The following is a 19,952-nucleotide window of genomic DNA, read 5'->3' as shown; positions in this document are numbered from 1 at the left end:
TCAGTGACACTCCGCACGTACAGAGACGTACAGCAGCACGTACAGCAAAAGGAGCGGCTCCCAAAGAAGTGGGAACCGCTCCCTTCACGGCGTCTTACTTGGCGCCCGCCGCACCGCGGCGGATGCCCAGGCGGTCGACCAGCGTACGGAAGCGCTGGATGTCCTTCTTGGCCAGGTACTGCAGCAGGCGGCGACGCTGACCGACCAGGATCAGCAGACCACGGCGGGAGTGGTGGTCGTGCTTGTGGGTCTTGAGGTGCTCGGTCAGGTCCGAGATCCGGCGCGAGAGCATGGCAACCTGGACCTCGGGGGAGCCGGTGTCGCCCTCCTTCTGACCGAACTCGCTGATGATCTGCTTCTTCGTAGCGGCGTCGAGCGACACGCGTACTCCTCGTAGTCTCTGAGTAGCCACCGAGTGCCCCTGGTCCACATCTCAGGGGAGCTTCCGTTACTCGGGAGGCGGGGATCCGCTGGGCGCGGCCTCCAGAGCGTGAGCTCCGGGGGTGCGTACACAAACGGCCGTCACACAGGGTACCAGCCCGGGCGGAGGCGTCCGCCCGGGTCCGCGAACCCGCCGACCTGGCCACTAGGGTGACGGCAGAGGTCATTCGTACGTGGGGAATACGTGGGGAAGGGGCCGCGGGATCATGGCCGAGGAAGCAGACAAGGACGTCAAGGCGCGCAAGGAGCGGGAGAAGGACGAGCTCTACGCCCTCGACATCTCGGGCGTCGAATGGCAGAGCGCGCCGGGCACCGAGCAGCACGAGGAGCGGGTCGAGATCGCCTATCTGCCCGAGGGCGCGGTGGCCATGCGTTCGTCCCTCGACCCGGACACGGTCCTCAGGTACACCGAGGCCGAGTGGCGGGCCTTCGTGCTCGGGGCCCGGGACGGAGAGTTCGATCTGGAGCCGGCACCGCACAATGGCGGGCTCGCGACGGAGTAGCGGCAGAGCGGGAACGGCAGGGGCCGACGCGGACATGTCCGCGTCGGCCCTCAGCGTCTCGGCGCACGGGGGTCTCAGTGCGCGGGGGGCGCCTCAGTGCACAGGGGCGATGCCCACCGCGGCCCTCACCGGATCGTGGGGAGACGAGTCGGGAGCCGAGAGCTGCCGAGGAGAGAAGAACGCCCGGCCGTGCTCGACGAGGATGTCGGACCACTCGGGGGTTTCCATGCGTGTGGCGTCGTCCGGCAGGTTGAAGAAGAGGAACGGTGTCTCCTTGCCGGTGGCGGGGTCGATGCTCACGATGGCGGCGGGACCGATGTTGTCGGAACTCGGCCGGTAGGCCAGGAGCTTGTCCCCGCTCATCTTCACGGGCCACAGCGGCTGCAGCGGCCGTCCGTCGAACTTCCGCAGGGTCTTCCCCGTCTTGGCGTCGAAACCCACGATCCAGTTCTCCGCCTGGTCGATGTCGCCGTCCGCCTTGCTCGCGACGAAGATCTGGCCGTTCCCCACGACCATCGCGTAGCAGTTCTCCATCACTCCGAAGTACTGCGTTCCGTCGAACGAGTCACCGCACATGGGATCGAAGCGCCCGCCCCGCATGGAGATCGTGGCGCTGTGCCTGCCCCGGTCGTCGAGGGTGATCAGGTCGGTCACGCCGTAGTCCCCCGCCCCCACGGCCAGTACCGGCGGGTCGGAGGAGGGCATGTAGACGCCCGACAGGCCGTCCTTGAGCTTGTACGTCCACTGCGGCTTGCCCGTGCGCGGGTCGATCTTCTGCACCCGGTACGCGTGGGTGGACTCCTCTCCGCACCGGAGCAGGACGAGCAGGTTGCGACCGCCCGCGAAGCCGACGTCCTCGCACGTGGAGACGTCGGTGCTCTTCCAGAGCTGCTTGCCATGGCTCATGTCGTAGGCCACGGAGCCGTTGCCCCACGCCACGGCGACCGTGCCGCGCGTCATGCTCAGATTCGTGTTCGTCACATACGCGGTCTTCGCGTCGGGCATCGTCGCGGTCCACAGCTTCTTGCCGGTGTCGAGGTCGAAGAACACCACCTCGTCACAGATGCCCGCATCCTTGGTGCCCTTGCGTTTGTACGGCTGGACGACGACGGCCGTCCGGCCGTCCGCGGTGACGTGCTTGGTCGTCGCGCAGATGTGGCCGTCCAGCTTGATGCTCCACGCCGCCTCGTCCACGCCGAACTTGAACCCCGTGATGGTGTTCTTGATGCCCTTGGCGAAGATCTTGTCGGTCGCCCAGGTGCCGGGCGCGTACCGGGTCTCGTCGTCCTTGAACTTCTCCTCGTCGAAGTCGATGACGAGTTCGCCCTCGGGCGTGCTCGGCAACTTCTCGACCGTCTCCCTGATCTCGTCCGGGGCCTGCGGGGCGGCCGTCGGCCTGCTGTTCGCCGGGGAGCCGTCACCGGTCGCGTACATCAGAAGCCACCCGCCCGCGCACAACACCACGACGAGTACGGCGGCCACGACGCCGAACAGCTTCATGCGGCGCTTTCTTCGCTCGCTGTCCGCCGCCAACGCGGATTGGGTGTACGGGGACGGGGGTGGGCCGAAGCTCACGCGCTCGGGTCCTTTCGGTGAGAACCGGTCGGTCTTGGAGGAGCCCTCTACTATGCACGGCCCTTGATCGTGTACATGCAGGGGGCAGGACGGCTGCCTCGATGGCTTCGTTTGTCCGCTTTGAGGCTCAATAGTGAGCGTGCGTACGCCACTTCTGGGCAGGGTGTGACGTAGCGGGCAGCCGCGGTGGGGTGGACAGGCCTGCCGCAGTGACAGTCATGGTGATTAGGCTGGGACCGGGCGCGACGCCAGAACCCGGGAACGGGCCGCCCGCGTCCCAGGGGGAGCCGGGTCAATTCGGACGACCTCGAACGACTTCGAACGACTTCGGACGACTACGGGCGTCTACGGACGACAAGAAAACGGTCGCCCCGGCACGGCTTGAGGGTGCTCGACCACACCAGGAGGAATTGTGAACAGCGATCGGGACGGGATCCGCGGGGGCTGGGCCACACCCGGCGATGACCAGTCCGACGCGGAGTCCGCCGTCGAGACGACGGGCGAGTTCACCATCGACTACGCGCCGCCCGCCTGGTACACGCAGAACGCGTCGGGGAGTTCGGGCGAGGCGGACTCGGATTCCGAGGCGGCTTCGGGGACCTCGGAGACCTCGACGGCTTCGGAGCCGTCCGAAGCCTCCGAGCCTTCGGGAACTTCGGCTTCTCAGACGCCTGTTGCGCCTCCGGCGGAGAGTCCCGTCGCGGTGCCCAAGCTGCCGGTCGGCAGTGGGTTCGAGCCGGAGGCCGCACAGCCGGAGGCTCCGGCCGTGGCGCCTGTCGCGGACGCCGGGAGCCCGACGGCTGTGCCGAACTTTCCCGTGGGTGGGTTTCAGGCCCAGTGGACTCCTCCCGCTCCCCCGGCCGCGCCGGCCCCTCCGGTCGCACCCGTCGCGCCGATCGCCGCTGCTGACGAGGCGGAGCCGGGGAACGGGGACTTGGAGAGCGGCGCGACCATGCGGATCTCCTCTGTCGCGCTGAAGCGTGAGATCGCGGAGCGTGCTGCCGCGGCGTCGCAGGAGGCGGAGGCGGAGGCGGAGACATCGGCGGGAGTCGAACCCGATGCCGCGCCTGACGCCGATACCGCGCCCGGCACCGCGGCCGACGCCGAGACCGGGGCCGCCGCGCATGATGCCGTGACCGCGCCTGATCCCGTGGCCCTGTACCAGTCCCTGGAGGCTTCCTCGCACGGAGCCGACGTGGACGTCGAGGAGGAATCAGCCGCGGCCGAGGCCGAATTGGCGTCCCCCGGTGCGGATTCCGCCGATGGGCCGAGCGATGCCTCCGAGGACGAGAGCGTCGCCGACGTCGTGGAGCTGCGGCGCGCGGACGACGGCGGCGCTACGGATGTGACAGATGCCGTGGGCGCGGCCGAGGCGGCGGATCCGGCCGACGAGGTCAGCGACGCCGCGACGCAGGACGACGTCAGCGATGCGGCGCCACCGCAGGCCGAATCCAGCCATGCGGTGCCTTCGCCGGTCGCGGAGCCGGAGGATGCCGACCCCCGGGACAGCGAGCCTCAGGACGCGGTCCCCCGGGACAGCGAGCATCAGGACGCCGTGCCCCAGGACAGCGAACCTCAGGACGCCGTGCCCGTGGCCGGGCCGGACGCCCCCGAGGCCGTGCAGGACGCGCCCCCGGCCTGGGCTCCGCCGCCGCTGCCGCAGGGTGGGCTGCCGCCGCTGCCGCCCGCGTATCAGCCCGCGGCGCCCGCTCCCGCGGCCCAGTGGCCCGCGTCCACGGAGCCGGCCGCGGCCGAGCCCGCGCAGGCGCAGGTGCCGCCGCAGGCTCAGCCGCCCGCACCGGCGCCGGGCCAGCCGTTCCAGCCCGCGGCACCCCAGCCCGGCCAGGCCTTCCAACCGCCCGCGCCCCAGCCCGGCCAGGCCTTCCAACCGCCCGCGCCGCAGCCCGCGGCTCAGCCCCCGGCTCCGGCGTGGCCCGCATCCTCCGGCGCGCCCGTCTCCACGGGTCCGGCGCAGGGGCCCGTGCCGGTGCCCCCGCCGGCCGTCGAGAACCCCGTTCCGGCCCCGCCGCAGGCTCCGCACGCGGCACCTCCGGCACCTGCACAGCAGGGGAGTTACGGGTTCCCGCAACCGGGCACCCCGACGCCGAACCCCACGCCGCAAGGCAGCTACGGATTCCCGCAGCCCGGCACCCAGGCGCCCGCTCCTGCTCCGGCCGCCGAGGCTCCAGCCCCCGCACCGCAAGGGAGCTACGGCTTCCCCCGGCCCAGCACCCCGACGCCGAACCCCACGCCGCAAGGCAGCTACGGATTCCCGCAGCCCGGCACCCAGGCTCCGGCCAACCCGCCCGCTCAGGGCCCGGGTTACGGATTCCCCCAGCCGACGACGCCCCCGGCGAACCCCGTGGCCCCGCAGGCGCCCTCCCCGCAGCAGGGGTACGGCTTCCCGCCGCAGGCGCCCAACGCCCCCGTACCGCAGCCTGGTTACGACCTCCCCCAACCGCCCCCGGCTCCCACGCAGTCGGCCGCGCCCGCCCCGGCGCAGCCGCCGCTCCCCTCGGCGCAGGTGGGCCCGCCGTACCCGCCGCAGCAGCCGCAGCCCGGGCAGCCGGCCGCGCCCGTCGACCCCCGCGCGGGAGCCGCCTGGCCGCAGCCCGTGCAGCACGACCAGCGGCAGCCCACCAACCCCGGTGCCGCCCCTCTCGGGTACACCGCCGCGGTGGAGCTCTCCTCCGACCGGCTGCTCAACAACAAGAAGCAGAAGGCCAAGAGCGGTCGCCCGGCTGCCGCGTCGTCGCGGTTCAAGCTCGGCGGCAAGAAGGAGGAGGCCGAGCGGCAGCGGAAGCTGGAGCTGATCCGGACGCCGGTGCTGTCGTGCTACCGGATCGCCGTGATCAGCCTCAAGGGCGGCGTGGGCAAGACGACCACGACCACCGCGCTCGGCGCGACGCTCGCCAGTGAACGGCAGGACAAGATCCTCGCGATCGACGCCAACCCGGACGCGGGCACGCTCGGCCGCCGGGTGCGCCGCGAGACCGGGGCCACCATCCGTGACCTCGTCCAGGCGATCCCGTACCTCAACTCGTACATGGACATCCGGCGGTTCACCTCCCAGGCCCCGTCCGGGCTGGAGATCATCGCCAACGACGTCGACCCGGCGGTGTCCACCACGTTCAACGACGAGGACTACCGGCGTGCGATCGACGTCCTGGGCAAGCAGTACCCGATCATCCTGACCGACTCGGGAACAGGCCTGCTGTACAGCGCGATGCGCGGGGTGCTCGACCTCGCCGACCAGCTCATCATCATCTCGACGCCGTCGGTCGACGGTGCGAGCAGCGCCAGTACGACGCTGGACTGGCTGTCGGCGCACGGGTACGCGGATCTGGTCTCGCGCTCCATCACCGTCATCTCCGGAGTGCGCGAGACCGGCAAGATGATCAAGGTGGAGGACATCGTCAGCCACTTCGAGACGCGCTGCCGCGGTGTCGTGGTCGTGCCGTTCGACGAGCACCTGGCGGCCGGCGCCGAGGTCGACCTCGACATGATGCGGCCCAAGGTGCGGGAGGCGTACTTCAACCTCTCCGCGATGGTGGCCGAGGACATCGCACGGCACCAGCAGTCGCACGGGCTGTGGACCAACGACGGCAACCCGCCGCCGGTGGCCGCCCCGCCGATGCCGGGTCAGTACGTTCCGGGACAGCCGGTCCCCGGGCAGCCCGTTCCGGGACAGGGGCCGCAGCAGCCGCAGCCCGGGCAGCCGTACGCCCAGCCGCCCGGCCAGCCCTACCCGCAGCCGGGCCAGCCCTACCCGCAGCCCGGGCAGGCATATCCCCAGCAGCCTCCACAGGCGCAGCCCCAGCCCGGACAGCCTTTCCAGCCGGGCCGGCCCTATCAGCCGAACCAGGGGCAGACCCCGCCCCCGCCGGCGCCCCCTCAGCAGTAACCCGATCGGCCCCTTCCGAGGGACCGATTGCCGCCCGGGCCCGCACCGTCTCCGTACGGTGCGGGCCCTTGGCGTATCCACGGGCGTTTCGAGCCGTCAGGCCATCACCTGGGGGGCTTCACCGGTCTGAACCAATGAGCGAAAAATTCGCGTCAACTCGTTATTTCCGCAGGCCACAAGGGGTTCACGTGCCGTTGACGCGTGCAGACCACCGCTGATAGACACACAGATCAATCCCGCCGGCGTCACCAGTCACCCGATCAAGTAGTTCAACAAGCCATCCCCGTGCGAGCGATGACGCGAGGTCACCGACCCATGAACACACAAGATCAACACGACAGCAGGCGCCCGCGCCTCCGCCTCAGGACCGGGACCCGGCTCCCCCGGCTCATCGCCGCCGCCGGCGCCGCCGCGCTCACCCTCACCGCCGGTCTCGCGACCCCGCTCAACCCGGCGCCCCAGCAGGCCCAGGCCAAGGAGAGCAAGAAGGTCCTCACCGTCGCGGTCGCGCAGAGCGTCGACTCGCTCAGCCCGTTCCTGGCATCGCGGCTGGTCAGTACGAGCATTCACCGGCTCATGTACGAGTACCTGACCAACTACGACCCTGCGGACAACCACGCGATCCCCGCCCTGGCCACCAAGTGGGAGCCGTCCGCCGACAAGCTGACCTGGACCTACACGATCCGCTCAAACTCCAAGTGGTCGGACGGTCAGCAGGCCACCGCCGAGGACGCGGCGTGGACGTTCAACAAGATGATGACCGACGAGGGCGCCGCCACCGCCAACGGCAGCTTCGTCACCAACTTCAAGAAGGTCACGGCCCCCAGCGCCACCAAGCTCGTCATCGAGCTGAAGAAGCCGCAGGCCACGATGGCCGCGCTCGATGTGCCGATCGTGCCCAAGCACGTCTGGGAGAAGGTCGGGGACTTCACGAAGTTCAACAACGACAAGAAGTTCCCGATCGTGGGCAACGGGCCGTTCATCCTGACGGACTACAAGGCCGACAGCTACGTACGGCTGAAGCCCAACAAGAGCTTCTGGCGGGGCGCGCCCAAGTTCGACGAGCTGGTCTTCAAGTACTACAAGGACGGTGACGCGGCCGTCGCGGCCCTGCAGAAGGGTGAGGTGTCCTTCGTCTCCGGACTGACGCCGGCACAGTCGGCCGCACTGAAGAGCCAGCCGAACATCAAGGTCAACGACGCCCCCGGCCGCCGCTTCTACGCCCTCGCCACCAACCCCGGCGCCCAGGCCAAGAACGGCAAGCACTTCGGTGACGGAGCCGAGTCGCTGCTCAACCAGAAGGTGCGCCAAGCACTCTTCATGGCGATCGACCGCCAGACCCTCATCGACAAGGTCTTCCAAGGTCACGCCGTCGAGGGCGAGGGCTACATCCCGCCACGCTTCTCGACGTACTTCTGGAAGCCGTCGGCGAGTCAGGAACTCGCCTACGACCCGGCCAAGGCGGGCAGGCTCCTCGACGAGGCGGGCTACAAGAAGAACGGCGACGGCAAGCGCGTCGAGAAGAACGGCAAGCCGATCAACTACCGGGTCCTCTGCCACGCGACCGACCCGAACGACAAGGCGGTCGGACAGTACCTGAAGGAGTGGTTCGGCAAGCTCGGTATCGGTGTCACCCTCAACTGCCTGGACAACGTGACGGACCCGTGGCTGGCGGGCAAGTACGACCTCGCCTTCGACGGCTGGTCCGTCAACCCCGACCCCGACTTCGTCATGTCCATCCACACCTGCGCCGCCCTGCCCGCGACCCCCAAGGACACGGGCGCGACCGACAACTTCATCTGCGACAAGAAGTACGACGAGCTGTACGACCAGCAACTCGCCGAGTACGACTCCGCCAAGCGGGCCGACATCGTCAAGCAGATGGAGTCGCGGCTCTACGACAGCGGGTACATGAACGTCATGGCGTACCCGAACGCGGTCGAGGCCTATCGCACCGACCAGATCAAGTCGATCGAGACGATGCCGAAGGCCGCGGGCAACATCTACGGCCAGGACGGTTACTGGAGCTGGTGGTCGGCGGTTCCGGCGGGCTCGTCCGGTGAGTCCTCCGACAGTTCGAGCTCGACGGGCGTCATCATCGGCATCGTCGGGGGCGTCGTCGTCCTCGCGGGCGCCGGAGCGTTCTTCGCGATGCGCCGCCGCTCCACGGCCGAGGACCGCGAGTAGGGCACACGCGTGACGCCCTGCCCAGGGCACCCCATGAACGTACGAGCGAATGAGTAGTTCATGACCGCTGAGGCAACACCCTCGCTGGTCGAGGCGACCGGCGGTCCGGCGGAGGCCGGGCCGTCGGTCCGCGGGCCACGGGCGCGCACCCGGACCGCGTATCTGCGGTACGTGGCGGGCAAGTTGGGCGGCGCGGCCGTCTCGCTGCTCGCCGTCCTCGTCACCAGCTTCTTCCTCTTCCGTCTCATCCCCGGCGACCCGGTCAAGTACATGACGGGCGGGCGTCAGGTGTCCGCCGAGCAACTCGCCAACTACCGCAAGGAGTTCGGGCTCGACCTGCCGATGTGGGAGCAGTTCACGGACTACTGCGGCAAGGCGCTCACGGGCGACCTCGGCACCTCGTACCAGTTCCGGGCGCCCGTCATCGACAAGATCACCGAGGCCCTGCCGAACACGCTGCTCCTCACCGGTACGGCGTTCGTCCTCTACACCGCGCTCGGTATCTTCATCGGCACCCGCTCCGCGTGGCGCAACGGCGGGCTGAGCGACCGGCTCAACACCGGTCTGGCCCTGACCCTTTACTCGATTCCGTCGTTCTGGCTCGGGCTGCTGCTCATCATCGTCTTCTCGGTGGGCATGGGGCCGATCCCCGGTCTCTTCCCGACCGGCGGCATGGAGTCGGGGGGCAAGGAGGGCTTCGCATACGTCGTCGATGTCGCCCATCACCTCGTCCTCCCGGTGGTCACACTGGTCGCGGTCGAGTACGGGCAGACACTGCTCGTCACGCGCTCGGCGCTGCTCGACGAAATGGGCAGCGACTATCTGACGACGGCCCGGGCGAAGGGCCTGCGGGACGATCTCGTACGCCGTCGGCATGCCGTGCCGAACGCGCTGCTGCCGACGGTCACGCTGATCTTCATCAACCTCGGCCGCACGGTCGCCGGTGTGATCCTCGTCGAGACCGTCTTCTCCTGGCCGGGCCTCGGCGGACTCTTCTACCAGGCGCTGAGCGTGCCCGATCTGCCGCTGGTGCAGGGGCTGTTCTTCGTCTTCGCGGCCGCGGTGATCGTGATGAACACGCTGGCCGATCTGATCTATCCGCTGCTGGACCCCCGGGTGGGCCGATGACCACGACCGAGTCGGACGGGCCGATGACAACCGAATCCACGGCGGCCGAGCAGGCCGTACCGGCGACGACGAAGAGCCCCCGCGCTCTCGCCCGGCAGCGCCGTCGCCACTCCGCCGCCCGCTTCTGGAAGCAGTACCGCACCCACCGGGCCGGAGTCTTCGGGCTCGCCGCCCTCTGCCTCTTCGCGCTCATCGCGCTGACCGCGCCGTTGACCGTCGGCTCCGACGTGCAGAGCGTCACCGACGCGCCGGGGAATCCCATGGAGAGTCCGAGCGCCGAATTCCCGTTGGGCACCGACCAGTTCGGGCGCAGTCTGCTCGGCCTCGTGGTGTGGGGTGCCCGGGTGTCGCTGCTGGTCGGACTGCTCGCGGCCGTGCTCTCCGTCGCCATCGGCGCGCTCATCGGAATCACCGCCGGGCACTTCCGCGGCTGGTACGCGACCGTGATGATGCGGATCACGGACTGGTTCCTGGTCATGCCGACCCTGGTCCTCGCGATCGCGCTGGCGACCGTGATGACCCGGTCGCTCGGCACGATCATCCTGGCGATCGGTGTCACGACCTGGCCGACGACGGCCCGGCTGGTGCGGGCGCAGACCCTGGCGGTCGAGTCGCGGCCGTACATCGAGCGGGCCAAGGCGCTCGGCGGCGGGCACTGGCACATCATGTCCCGCCATGTCCTGCCCAATGTCATGCCGCTGGTGCTGGCCCAGACGACCCTGATCATCTCCTCCGCGATCCTCGCCGAGGCGACGCTCGCGTTCCTCGGGCTGGGCGACCCGACAGTGGTGTCCTGGGGCGGTCTGCTCCAGGACGCGCGGGAGGCGGGCGCGGTCAGCGCGGGCAAGTGGTGGTATCTGGTGCCGCCCGGAGTCGCGATCGCGGTGGTCGCGCTGGCCTTCACGCTGTGCGGGCGCGCGGTCGAGTCGGTTCTCAACCCCAGGCTGGGGGTGGCACGTTGACGCTCCTGGAGGTCAGAAACCTCGAAGTGACGTACGCCGGCGGAGCAGCCGCCGTTCGCGGCGTGAACCTCTCGCTCGACGCGGGCCAGAAGCTCGGCATCGCCGGCGAGTCCGGCTGCGGCAAGTCCACGCTGGCGCTCGCGCTGCTGCGGCTGCTGCCCGCGGGCACGCGCACGAGCGGAGAGATCCTGCTCGACGGCGAGGACGTGCTCAAGATGAAGTGGGGGCGCGTACGGGCGGTGCGCTGGGCCGGCGCCTCGATCGTCTTCCAGGGCGCGATGCACTCACTGAACGCCGTGCACCGCATCGGCGACCAGATCGCCGAGCCGATCCTGCTGCACAGGAAGGCGACCCCGGCGGGCGCGAGGAAGAAGACCGGCGAGCTGCTCGAACACGTCGGCCTGCCCGCCGCCCGCGCGGACGCCTATCCGCACGAACTCTCCGGCGGCCAGCGCCAACGCGTCATGATCGCCATGGCACTGGCCTGCGACCCGCAGCTGGTCATCGCCGACGAACCGACCACGGCGCTCGACGTGATGATCCAGGCGCAGATCCTCCGGCTGATCGAACAGCTCGTCAGCGAGCAGGAGCTGGGCCTCGTGATGATCAGTCATGACCTCGCGGTCCTTGCCGACACCTGCGACCGGCTCGCGGTGATGTACGCGGGCCGTGTCGTCGAGGAGGGTCCTGCCCAACAGGTGTACGAGGATGCCCAACACCCTTACGGCAAGGCCCTGTCGGCCGCCTTTCCGCGCATCGGCGACACGGCGTCGCGCTTCGCGCCGCGCGGGCTGCCGGGCGACCCGCCGGATCCGTCGGCACTGCCGTCCGGCTGTACGTTCCACCCACGGTGTCCGGTGGCGCTGGAGTCGTGCGCGACGGAGGACCAGTCGCTGCGGGACGCGGGAGCGGCACGGTGGGCGGCCTGTGTGCATGTAGGGGCCCCGGTCCCGGACGCGAGGAGCACCGTATGACGACACCACCGCTTCTCGGCGCCGAGGGGACACCGCCGCTCCTGAGCGCCGAGGGACTGCACGTCACCTTCCCCGGCCGTCACGGCGCCGCCCGGGCCCGTGCCGTCGACGGCGTCGACCTCGACATCCGGCCCGGCGAGATCGTCGCCCTGGTCGGCGAGTCGGGCTGCGGCAAGACGACGCTCGCGCGCTCCCTCCTCGGACTCGTCCCGGCGACCGGCGGCCGTGTCACCTTCGACGGCAAGCCGCTCGACTACTCCTCGCGCGCTCTGAAGGCGTACCGCAAGCGCGTCCAGCTGGTCCTTCAGGACCCGAGCGGCTCGCTCAACCCCCGGCACACGGTGTACGACGCGGTGGCCGAGGGGCTGCGCATCCACGGGTACGGCGGCGACGAGAGGGCGGCGGTGGCTGAGGCCCTCTCCCGGGCCGGACTGCGCCCTCCGGAGCGTTTCTTCCTCCGCTATCCGCACGAGCTGTCCGGCGGCCAGCGCCAGCGCGTCGTCATCGCGGGCGCGCTCGTCCTGGAACCCGAACTCATCGTCGCCGACGAACCGGTGGCCTCCCTCGACGCATCGGTACGCGGCGAGATCCTCGCCCTGCTCCTGCGGCTGCGCACCGAGCTCGGCCTGTCCGCGCTGGTGGTGACCCACGACCTGGGCCTGGCCTGGAACATCGCCGACCGCGTCGCGGTGATGTACCTCGGCCGGATCGTGGAGACGGGCGAGGTCGAGCAGGTCCTGACGGCACCCCGACACCCGTACACCCAGGCCCTGTTGTCCGTCCTTCCCGAAGCCCCGGGCGATCCGGTCGTCCTGACCGGCGAACCCCCGGACCCGTCCCGCATCCCGTCCGGTTGCCGCTTCCACGCCCGCTGCCAGATCCTCGCGAGCGGGGAGGCGGAACGGGCGGGTGTCGCGGACGCGTGCCGAAGCAAGGACCTGGAGGTGCTCGGCGGGGGCGGCGGGACGCAGGTGGCGTGCCACTGGGCGAGGGCGCAGGTCACCACCTAAGAGAGGGCGCAGGTCGCCACGTAAGAGGGGCGCCCGGTGCTGTCACCACCACCGGGCGCCCCCTCCACGTACGGAGGACTACTCCCCGTCGTACGCCTCGATCAGCTCGCGCGACCGCTTCACGTCGTCCGCGATGGCCTCCAGCAGCGCCTCGATGGAGTCGAACTTGGCCATGCCCCGGACGTAGGCGAGGAAGTCGACGGCGACGTGCAGGCCGTACAGGTCGAGGCCGACGCGGTCGATGGCATACGCCTCGACGGTGCGCTCGGTGCCGTCGAACTGCGGGTTCGTGCCGACGGAGATCGCGGCGGGCATCGCCTCGCCCTCGACGTGCAGCCAGCCGGCGTAGACACCGTCCGCGGGGATGGCGGTGTGCGGGAGGGTCTCGACGTTCGCCGTCGGGAAGCCGAGCTCACGGCCGCGCTGGGCGCCGCGTACGACGATGCCCTCGACGCGGTGCGGGCGCCCGAGGATCTCGCGCGCGCCCTCGACATCGCCCTCGGCGACGAGCCGCCGGGTCAGGGTCGAGGAGAAGGGCTCGCCGCCGCCCGCCTCACCCGTCACATACAGATCGACGACCTCGACCTCGAAGTCGTACGTCTCCCCCTGCTCGCGCAGGAAGTCGACGTTGCCGGCGGCCCTGTGACCGAAGCGGAAGTTCGGGCCTTCGACCACGGCCTTGGCGTGCAGCTTGTCGACGAGGACCTTGGCCACGAAGTCGGCGGGCGACAGCTTCGAGAACTCGGTGGTGAAGGGGAGGATGAGCAGCGCGTCCACGCCCAGTTCGGCCATCAGTTCGGCGCGGCGGTGGTGCGGCGCGAGCAGCGGCGGGTGGCTGCCGGGGCGCACGACCTCACTGGGGTGCGGGTCGAAGGTGACGATCACGGAGGGCACGCCCAGCTCGCGGGCGCGATCCACGGCGTGCCGGATGATCAGCTGGTGCCCGCGGTGCACCCCGTCGTAGGAACCGATGGTGACGACGCTGCGCCCCCAGTCCTCGGGGATGTCCTCCAAGCCACGCCAGCGCTGCACTGTGACCGCTCCTTGTCGAACCCGTGTCTGTGATTGCCTCATTCGCAGCTCTAAGGGTGCCATGCCGCGTGCGCTCGGCTTGCATCGGCATCGAGCTGTGACGCATCCCGCAGTGGCCGGGGCGTGGAGTCAGGCGGGTACCCGCACCCCAGCCAGGTTCTCGATCATGCGCCGGGTGCTCGGACCCACCACTCCGGCCCACTCCTCGGGGGCGCCGGTCAGCCAGCGGGCCACCATGATCGCGAAGCCAGGAACGTGGCGGGCCAGCTCCACCAGACCGCGGTCGAAGCGGGTGGCTCCGGCCGGGGTGCGGACCAGGAGGAGGCCCGTGCGGTGCACCAGTTCGCGGGTCGGCTCCTCACCCCTGCGCACCGCGCCGTCCGCGAAGGCCCGGAGAAGGGTGTCGAGGACCGCCGGGTCCCGCTCGTGCGCGAGGAGCAGATCCAGCAGCTCGCGCCGCAGCGGGCGCGACGCGCGGCTGCCCGGCGCCGCCAGGACGGCCGCGAGCTCCGCCCGCACCGGTGCGGGACAGCCCTCCAGCAGACCGCTGACCAGCGGAAAGAGCACCGCCCGCGTGGTGAGGCCATATTCGAGGCGTCGATCCACATACGCGGCCACGTGCGCGGCGGCCTCGGGGCGCAGCTCCACGACCTCCCTCACCATCGTGGCGACATGACGGGCGAGGGCGGGCGTGGTGACATCGGCGAGGGTAAGCAGCACCTGGCTGGTGCCGGGGCCGGGCTGCCGCAGCCGGGTCCGGAAGGCGGCCAGCACCTGGTCCGGATGGGTGGTGAGCGCGGCGACCAGGGCGCTCGGAGGCAGCTGTGGGTCACCGGACGAGAAGCGTTCCAGAGCCTGGGGCAGGTATCGCGCTCGCGTCCACGGATCCCGTACGAGCAGACCGAGCGCTCCGCCGTGCAGCGTGCAGTCGCCGGGGCGGGCCAGCAGGGCGAGCGCCGCGTAACGCAGCAGCTCGCGGTCGGCCTCGGTCCGCGCGAACGGTGCCGCCCGCAATCCGTACGCCACCGCTGCCACCCGCCGCGCCGGCCGTTCGTCGTGCGCCCATCGGTCGACCGCCCGGCACACGGCCGACGGCTCCTCCTCGGCGAGCACGGCGAGCAGCTCGTCGCCGCGCCGGTGCGCACTGCCGACCAGCGCCTCCGCCAGGTCGTCGAGCGCCCGCCGCCGATGTGCGTACAGCAACGCCTGTGCGGCCGTCGCCACGGTCGCGTGCGGCGTCGCGGGGAGGGGACGCTCGTCGTCGAACCAGCGGGTGAGGTGGAGCTGGACGGCCGCGGGCTCGGCGACGAGGAGACGGGCCACGGCGTCCAGGTAGCGGGGGGCGGTGGGGGTACTGGCGGCACGCTCCCCGGCACGGAGGCGGTCCGCTGCTCCGGCACGGAGCGGGTCCGCCGCCAATGTACGGTGCGGGTCCGTAGCTCCGGACCTGAGTTGGTCCCCCGCACCCATACGGAACCGGCCCGCCGGTCCGCCACGGAATGGGTCCGTCACACCTGTACGGAGTGGATCCGCCGCTCCCGTACGAAGTGGGTCCGCCGCTCCCGTATGAAGTGCGTCCGTGCCCGAGGTCCTGGACTGGTGCGGCGTACGTGGTTCGGGGACCCGGGGCGAACCGGCGCCGCCGGTCTCGTCTCCCACGTCCGCCGTGTGCCGCGCCTCGTCCGCGATCACCAGGCGCCTCAGCAGGTCGAGTCGTTCGCTCTCCGGCAGGTGCAGCGCCTCCCAGAAGGAGGGTCCGAACTCCCCCGGTACGCCCCTGCCGTGCTCCCGCCACCGCACGATCCGCTCGGCGAGCAGCCGCAGGACACCGATGTAGGGCGTCGCGTCGGGCACACGCCGCAGGACGTCCGCGCAGAGGTGGGTGGCCCACCAGACGGGGTCGCTGAGGGGGCCCGGCGCCTCCGGCAGCAGGTCGTCCACGGCGTCGACCAGGTCCTCCAGACGGAGGGCCAGCTCGGCGGTGCCCTGTTGACGGGCCAGCAGGAGCAGGGTCTCGACGACGGGTCCGATGCGGTGCCGGGGGACGGCCAGGGCGTGGGCCTGTGCGGACGTGGACGCGGACCGGGACCGCCGCCGCCGCGAGCCGGCCGTCCCCGGGGCCCCCGCACTCGGCGCAGCCGCCCGCCCCCGGTGGACCAACGCGTGCAGTGCCGCGTCCAGGTCGAGATGGGTGCCCTGAATCCAGTCGGCGAGTTCCTCGTGGGCGAAGCGGTAGCCGTTGCCGGCGGGGGCGAGGAGGCCTTCGGTGAGGACGGCGGAGGCCCAGCCGTTGGTGCCGGAGAGGCGGCGTCGCGGGGCGGCGCCCCACGGAAACACGGCTTCGAAGGACGCGCGGTCCAGCTCGCCCTGCCCGGGGCCCAGACAGCGCCGCGCGGCCTCGTGCACCTGACCTGAGACCTGGGCGGCGAGCCGCCGTACGGCGGTGCCCCGCAGCCCGTTCGTCGCGGCGAGCCGGACCGCGACGCGCAGGCACATCAGGTCCAGGTACGCGGCGAAGACGTCGTCCCGGTCGAGCCGCCCGGCGGGGGCGTCCGGCAGCGCGGCCCGCACCTCGGCGAGCAGCCGCAGTGTCAGGGGGTGTCGCTCATCGGCCGCCACCAGCGCGTCCTCAGGGATCCCGGCGCGCGACCGGGCCCGCCGTGCCTCCCCCTCGGTGAGGTCTCCCATCCACACGCAGGGCGGAATCAAGAAGTCCGGGCCGGCCTCGGGCCCGTGCAGCAACTCCCCCGGGAACGCGGCCCCCGCCTGCTCCCAGTACTCGGCCCGGCACCCGACAACGAGCCGCGCGCCGGTCTCCCGCAGCCATGCGGCCGTCCCGGCGGTCCACTCGGGCAGCCGGTGGGCAAGGGCGGGCGGCATCTCCTCGGGGCCGTCGAGGAGCAGCAGCAACGGCCGTCCCGCATCCCGTGCCAGCCGGGCCAGGCGCTCCGGCCCGATGTCGCCCAGCTCACCGTCGTACCTGCCCGGCGGCAGCACATCGGAGGGCACGGCCCCTGCGGCCCGCCCCTCCCCCGCGGCGGCGCCCGCGTCCCGCGAGGCCGCCACGATCCGTCCCGCGCGCTCCAGCGCCCGCGTCGCCGCGTCCGCCACGGAGGTGTCCGTGGCGAGGAGGTCGGCGCCGCGCAGCCACAGGGTGGGCGCCGGTTGCGCGCCCCGGGTGCGGCGGGCGGCGAGGGCCGCCAGTTCCGTCGTACGGCCGCTGCCGGGCGGTCCGACGAGCCCGAGGACGGCGGCCCGGCCGTGCTCGAAGGCGGCGAACTCACGGACGGCGTCGGGCCGTTCGACCGGTCCGCATGGCGCGCCGCCGGACCCCAGTGACGTCGCCGCCCCCGGCCCGTCCGACCCCACCGAGGTCGCGGTGAGCTCCAGTACGCCCGCCAGATTGAGATCGGCCCCGTACGCGGGCACGGTCGACGCGTTGCGGGCCAGCAGCTCGACGAGTGGTCCCGGCACACCTCGCAGGGGGACGGCGAACCCCGCTGCCCGGTGTCGAACGCGGGTCTCCCCCGCTCGACCGCCCCCGAGAGCTTGTGGGAGCAGCGCGGTGCCGAGAACCCCCAGCACCGCCCCGGTCGAGGCGTCGAGGACCGGCCCCCCGGCCGCGCCGCCGCCCAGCCGGAGCGCATCCGCGCCCGCCGTGCCGATCGCCAACTCCAGGGCGTCGCCCAGGAGATGGAAGCGGTCGGTGGCGGTGTACGTCACGGCGGACGCGCCGAGCACACGTGCCTCGCGCCAGCCGCCCGCGGCGATCCGGACGTACGTGCCGGTCGCGATACGGTCCCGCGCGGTGACGGGGAGCGGGTCGAGACCGAGACCTTCGGTACGTACGAGAGCCAGATCGGCGTCGGGCAGCGGCGTGACGGCGTCGGCGGCCACCACGCAGGTGCGGTCGCCGGCGGCGTGCAGGACAAGGCGGGCCAGGCCGTCGACCGCCTCGTGGCTGGTGATCACCGTGCCGTGGTGGTCGGCGACGAAACCCGTGCCGCGCGGGCGCCCCGCCAGATCGCAAATGCGTACCAGGGCTTCGTCTCGTGCGTCCCGGGTATCGTCGGTCGCCTGTCGGCCCCCGGTCCGCGGGCCCCGTCCCGCCATGCTCGAACCTCCCCGCCGTACTCCTGTTTCCGACGGTAGGCGCGAGGTGATCAGCGGAACAGATCGCGTGGCGAACGCGCCCCCTTCCGCTCCCTCGGTTCACTCCGAGCGCCTGCCCGAAGGGGTGAATCGGCGAGGGCGGATGGATACACCCTTGGGTGGGGGAACCGAGGGGGGACCGTGGAGCGGCGGGCACGAGACCCCGTGATCGCCGCTCCACGGGCGGCACGATGCGCAACCGGAGGCGGTCGGCGTCAGCCGAACACCGCCAGGCTCTTCGCCTTGCCCTTCTGCTCCTCGACCAGCGCCAGGAACCGCCCCTCGGCGTCGAAGACCGCCACGGCACCCTTGCCCGCGTACTCCTCGGGCATCTCCAGGCGCACGCCGTTGAGCAGCAACCGGGACCGTCTGGCGTCCACGTCCCAGCGCGGGAACGCGGCCGCGGCGGCCTCCGCGATCGGCATCACGGTCAGCTCCTCCTGGAGCTGGTCGAGCGTGCGCGCGGAGTCGAGCTTGTACGGGCCGACACGGGTACGGCGCAGCGCGGTGAGATGACCACCGACGCCGAGGTCCGCGCCCAGGTCCCGGGCGAGCGCCCGGATGTACGTCCCGGAGGAACAGACCACGGAGACGACCAGGTCCAGCACCGGTGTGCCGTCCTCGGCGACGGCGTCACGGATGTCGTACACCGCGAACGACGAGATGGTCACCGGGCGGGCCGGGATCTCGAAGTCCTCGCCCTCGCGCGCCCGCTTGTACGAGCGCACGCCGTCGATCTTGATGGCGCTGACCTTGGACGGCACCTGCATGATGGTGCCGGTCAGCTTGGCGATCCCGGCGTCGATGGCGTCGCGCTTGACGCCGGACGCGTCCGTGGACGACGTGATGTCGCCCTCGGCGTCGTCGGTCAGCGTGTTCTGCCCGAGCCTGATGGTCCCCAGGTACTCCTTCTCGGTGAGCGCGAGGTGCCCGAGGAGCTTGGTCGCCTTCTCGACGCCGAGGACGAGTACGCCCGTCGCCATGGGGTCGAGGGTGCCGGCATGTCCGACGCGGCGGGTCCTGGCGATCCCGCGCATCTTGGCGACCACGTCGTGCGAAGTGAAGCCCGACGGCTTGTCGACAATGACAAGCCCGTCGGGCGTCGTGTGCTTCTGGGTCATTCCGCGGCGTCGCCCTCGTCGTCCTCGCCCGGCTTCTTGTACGGGTCCGCGTCACCGGCGAAGGTGGCGCCCGCCGAGACCTCGCGCACCTTGGCGTCGGAGGCCCGCGCCTTGTCGAGCAGGTCCTCGATGGTCTTGGCGGTGTCCGGCAGGGCGTCCGCGACGAAGGTCAGCGTCGGCGTGAACTTCACGCCCGCCGCCGCGCCGACCGCCGAGCGGAGCACGCCCTTGGCGCTCTCCAGGCCCGCGGCGGCCGCCGCACGCTCCTCGTCGTCCCCGTACACGGTGTAGAAGACGGTCGCCTCCCGGAGGTCCCCGGTGACCCGGGTGTCCGTGATGGTGACGTGCGTACCGAGCCGCGGGTCCTTGATCCCGCGCTGCAGCTTCTGGGCCACCACCTCTCGGATGAGGTCCGCCAGCCTCTTAGCCCGCGCGTTGTCGGCCACTGGTCCGTCTCCTTCTTCGCCTTGCTTGTTTCGTCAATCTTCGTCTGTGTGGAGCCTGCGCCGCACCGAGAGCAGTTCCACCTCCGGTCGTGCCGCTACGAGCCGTTCACACCGGTCCAGTACGTCGGTGAGGTGCTCGGTGTCTCCGGAGACCACCGCGAGGCCGATCTCGACCCTGCGATGAAGGTCCTGGTTGCCCGTCTCCGCCACGCTCACCGCGTACTTCCGCTGAAGTTCGGCGACGATCGGCCGGACGAGAGAGCGTTTCTCCTTGAGCGAGCGAACGTCGCCGAGGAGCAGGTCGAAGGACAGCGTCCCCACATACATGTGTAACCGGATGTCCCGCCGGTACGGGATAGATGGCCTGCCAATGCACTTGGCAGGGACATCAGAACCGTACAACGAACGGGTGGGGCTGTTCGACGGATATTCGCGGCCCCGTAAGGGGCGCGAGACTGTGCCATGGTGCGGCTCCGCCGCGTGGGCACGGTCGGCCCCCACCGGCCCGCAGCCAACG

14 protein-coding genes are annotated in these 19,952 nt (G+C 71.1%); 7 read left to right on the top strand and 7 right to left on the bottom strand.

Annotation, left to right across the window (positions count from 1 at the left end; genetic code table 11):
- Positions 1–94: 94 nt before the first annotated feature.
- On the bottom strand, positions 95–382 hold the full coding sequence (gene rpsO, locus IEY95_RS28920; protein ID WP_028802543.1) for a 30S ribosomal protein S15: 288 nt from the start codon (positions 380–382) through the stop codon (positions 95–97).
- 265 nt (positions 383–647) lie between these two features.
- Here rpsO and IEY95_RS28915 point away from each other — a divergent pair, with 265 nt between their 5' ends.
- On the top strand, positions 648–944 hold the full coding sequence (locus tag IEY95_RS28915; RefSeq protein ID WP_189189086.1) for a DUF397 domain-containing protein: 297 nt from the start codon (positions 648–650) through the stop codon (positions 942–944).
- A gap of 93 nt (positions 945–1,037) precedes the next feature.
- On the opposite strand, the gene IEY95_RS28910 is transcribed toward IEY95_RS28915, so the two are convergent.
- Entirely contained in the window at positions 1,038–2,444 is a 1,407-nt protein-coding gene (locus IEY95_RS28910; protein WP_229703438.1) for an outer membrane protein assembly factor BamB family protein, read from the bottom strand.
- Positions 2,445–2,931: 487 nt separating this feature from the next.
- On the opposite strand from IEY95_RS28910, the gene IEY95_RS28905 reads away from it, so the two are divergent.
- From IEY95_RS28905 to IEY95_RS28880, 6 genes are all read left to right on the top strand, one after another.
- A complete protein-coding gene (locus tag IEY95_RS28905; RefSeq protein ID WP_189189084.1) occupies positions 2,932–6,423 on the top strand; it encodes an SCO5717 family growth-regulating ATPase in 3,492 nt (1,163 codons plus the stop codon).
- 315 nt (positions 6,424–6,738) lie between these two features.
- Positions 6,739–8,610: an ABC transporter substrate-binding protein gene (locus tag IEY95_RS28900; protein WP_189189083.1), complete on the top strand. Its 1,872-nt coding sequence runs from the start codon at positions 6,739–6,741 to the stop codon at positions 8,608–8,610.
- Between the two features lie 60 nt (positions 8,611–8,670).
- A complete protein-coding gene (locus IEY95_RS28895) occupies positions 8,671–9,738 on the top strand; it encodes an ABC transporter permease (protein WP_189189082.1) in 1,068 nt (355 codons plus the stop codon).
- Positions 9,739–9,761: 23 nt separating this feature from the next.
- Positions 9,762–10,700, top strand: a complete 939-nt coding sequence (locus IEY95_RS28890; RefSeq protein ID WP_189189109.1) for an ABC transporter permease — start codon at positions 9,762–9,764, stop codon at positions 10,698–10,700.
- A complete protein-coding gene (locus tag IEY95_RS28885; RefSeq protein WP_189189081.1) occupies positions 10,697–11,674 on the top strand; it encodes an ABC transporter ATP-binding protein in 978 nt (325 codons plus the stop codon). Before IEY95_RS28890 ends, IEY95_RS28885 begins: the two co-directional genes overlap by 4 nt.
- Positions 11,671–12,684 (top strand): ABC transporter ATP-binding protein, encoded by a 1,014-nt coding sequence (locus tag IEY95_RS28880; RefSeq protein WP_189189080.1) that lies wholly within the window; start codon positions 11,671–11,673, stop codon positions 12,682–12,684. The genes IEY95_RS28885 and IEY95_RS28880 overlap by 4 nt, the downstream gene beginning before the upstream one ends.
- 78 nt (positions 12,685–12,762) lie before the next feature.
- Here IEY95_RS28880 and IEY95_RS28875 read toward each other — a convergent pair whose 3' ends face one another.
- The 5 genes from IEY95_RS28875 to IEY95_RS28855 form a co-directional block, all read right to left on the bottom strand.
- On the bottom strand, positions 12,763–13,716 hold the full coding sequence (locus tag IEY95_RS28875; protein WP_189189079.1) for a bifunctional riboflavin kinase/FAD synthetase: 954 nt from the start codon (positions 13,714–13,716) through the stop codon (positions 12,763–12,765).
- Between the two features lie 129 nt (positions 13,717–13,845).
- A complete protein-coding gene (locus IEY95_RS28870; RefSeq protein ID WP_189189078.1) occupies positions 13,846–17,829 on the bottom strand; it encodes a trypsin-like peptidase domain-containing protein in 3,984 nt (1,327 codons plus the stop codon).
- Between the two features lie 254 nt (positions 17,830–18,083).
- Positions 18,084–18,989 carry a tRNA pseudouridine(55) synthase TruB gene (truB, locus tag IEY95_RS28865; RefSeq protein ID WP_189189077.1) on the bottom strand — a complete coding sequence of 302 codons (906 nt, stop codon included), beginning with the start codon at positions 18,987–18,989 and terminating at the stop codon, positions 18,084–18,086.
- Entirely contained in the window at positions 18,986–19,435 is a 450-nt protein-coding gene (gene rbfA / locus IEY95_RS28860; protein WP_189189076.1) for a 30S ribosome-binding factor RbfA, read from the bottom strand. The genes truB and rbfA overlap by 4 nt, the downstream gene beginning before the upstream one ends.
- Before the next feature lie 33 nt (positions 19,436–19,468).
- Positions 19,469–19,762, bottom strand: coding sequence for a DUF503 domain-containing protein (locus tag IEY95_RS28855; RefSeq protein ID WP_189189075.1), 294 nt, complete (start codon positions 19,760–19,762; stop codon positions 19,469–19,471).
- Between the last annotated feature and the right edge of the window lie 190 nt (positions 19,763–19,952).

Origin of the sequence: Streptomyces albiflavescens (genome assembly GCF_014645835.1) — a bacterium.
Classification (GTDB): domain Bacteria; phylum Actinomycetota; class Actinomycetes; order Streptomycetales; family Streptomycetaceae; genus Streptomyces; species Streptomyces albiflavescens.
Note: the sequence above shows the minus strand (reverse complement) of the source record. Positions and strands in the feature narration are given on the sequence as shown.

What these genes read in the sequence shown, in the direction of transcription:
- IEY95_RS28855 (WP_189189075.1), bottom strand. Translation starts at nt 19,762, where the DNA reads ATGTATGTGGGGACGCTGTCCTTCGACCTGCTCCTCGGCGACGTTCGC.
- IEY95_RS28900 (WP_189189083.1), top strand. Translation starts at nt 6,739, where the DNA reads ATGAACACACAAGATCAACACGACAGCAGGCGCCCGCGCCTCCGCCTC.
- IEY95_RS28915 (WP_189189086.1), top strand. Translation starts at nt 648, where the DNA reads ATGGCCGAGGAAGCAGACAAGGACGTCAAGGCGCGCAAGGAGCGGGAG.
- IEY95_RS28870 (WP_189189078.1), bottom strand. Translation starts at nt 17,829, where the DNA reads ATGGCGGGACGGGGCCCGCGGACCGGGGGCCGACAGGCGACCGACGAT.
- truB (WP_189189077.1), bottom strand. Translation starts at nt 18,989, where the DNA reads ATGACCCAGAAGCACACGACGCCCGACGGGCTTGTCATTGTCGACAAG.
- IEY95_RS28880 (WP_189189080.1), top strand. Translation starts at nt 11,671, where the DNA reads ATGACGACACCACCGCTTCTCGGCGCCGAGGGGACACCGCCGCTCCTG.
- IEY95_RS28895 (WP_189189082.1), top strand. Translation starts at nt 8,671, where the DNA reads ATGACCGCTGAGGCAACACCCTCGCTGGTCGAGGCGACCGGCGGTCCG.
- IEY95_RS28910 (WP_229703438.1), bottom strand. Translation starts at nt 2,444, where the DNA reads ATGAAGCTGTTCGGCGTCGTGGCCGCCGTACTCGTCGTGGTGTTGTGC.
- IEY95_RS28890 (WP_189189109.1), top strand. Translation starts at nt 9,762, where the DNA reads ATGACAACCGAATCCACGGCGGCCGAGCAGGCCGTACCGGCGACGACG.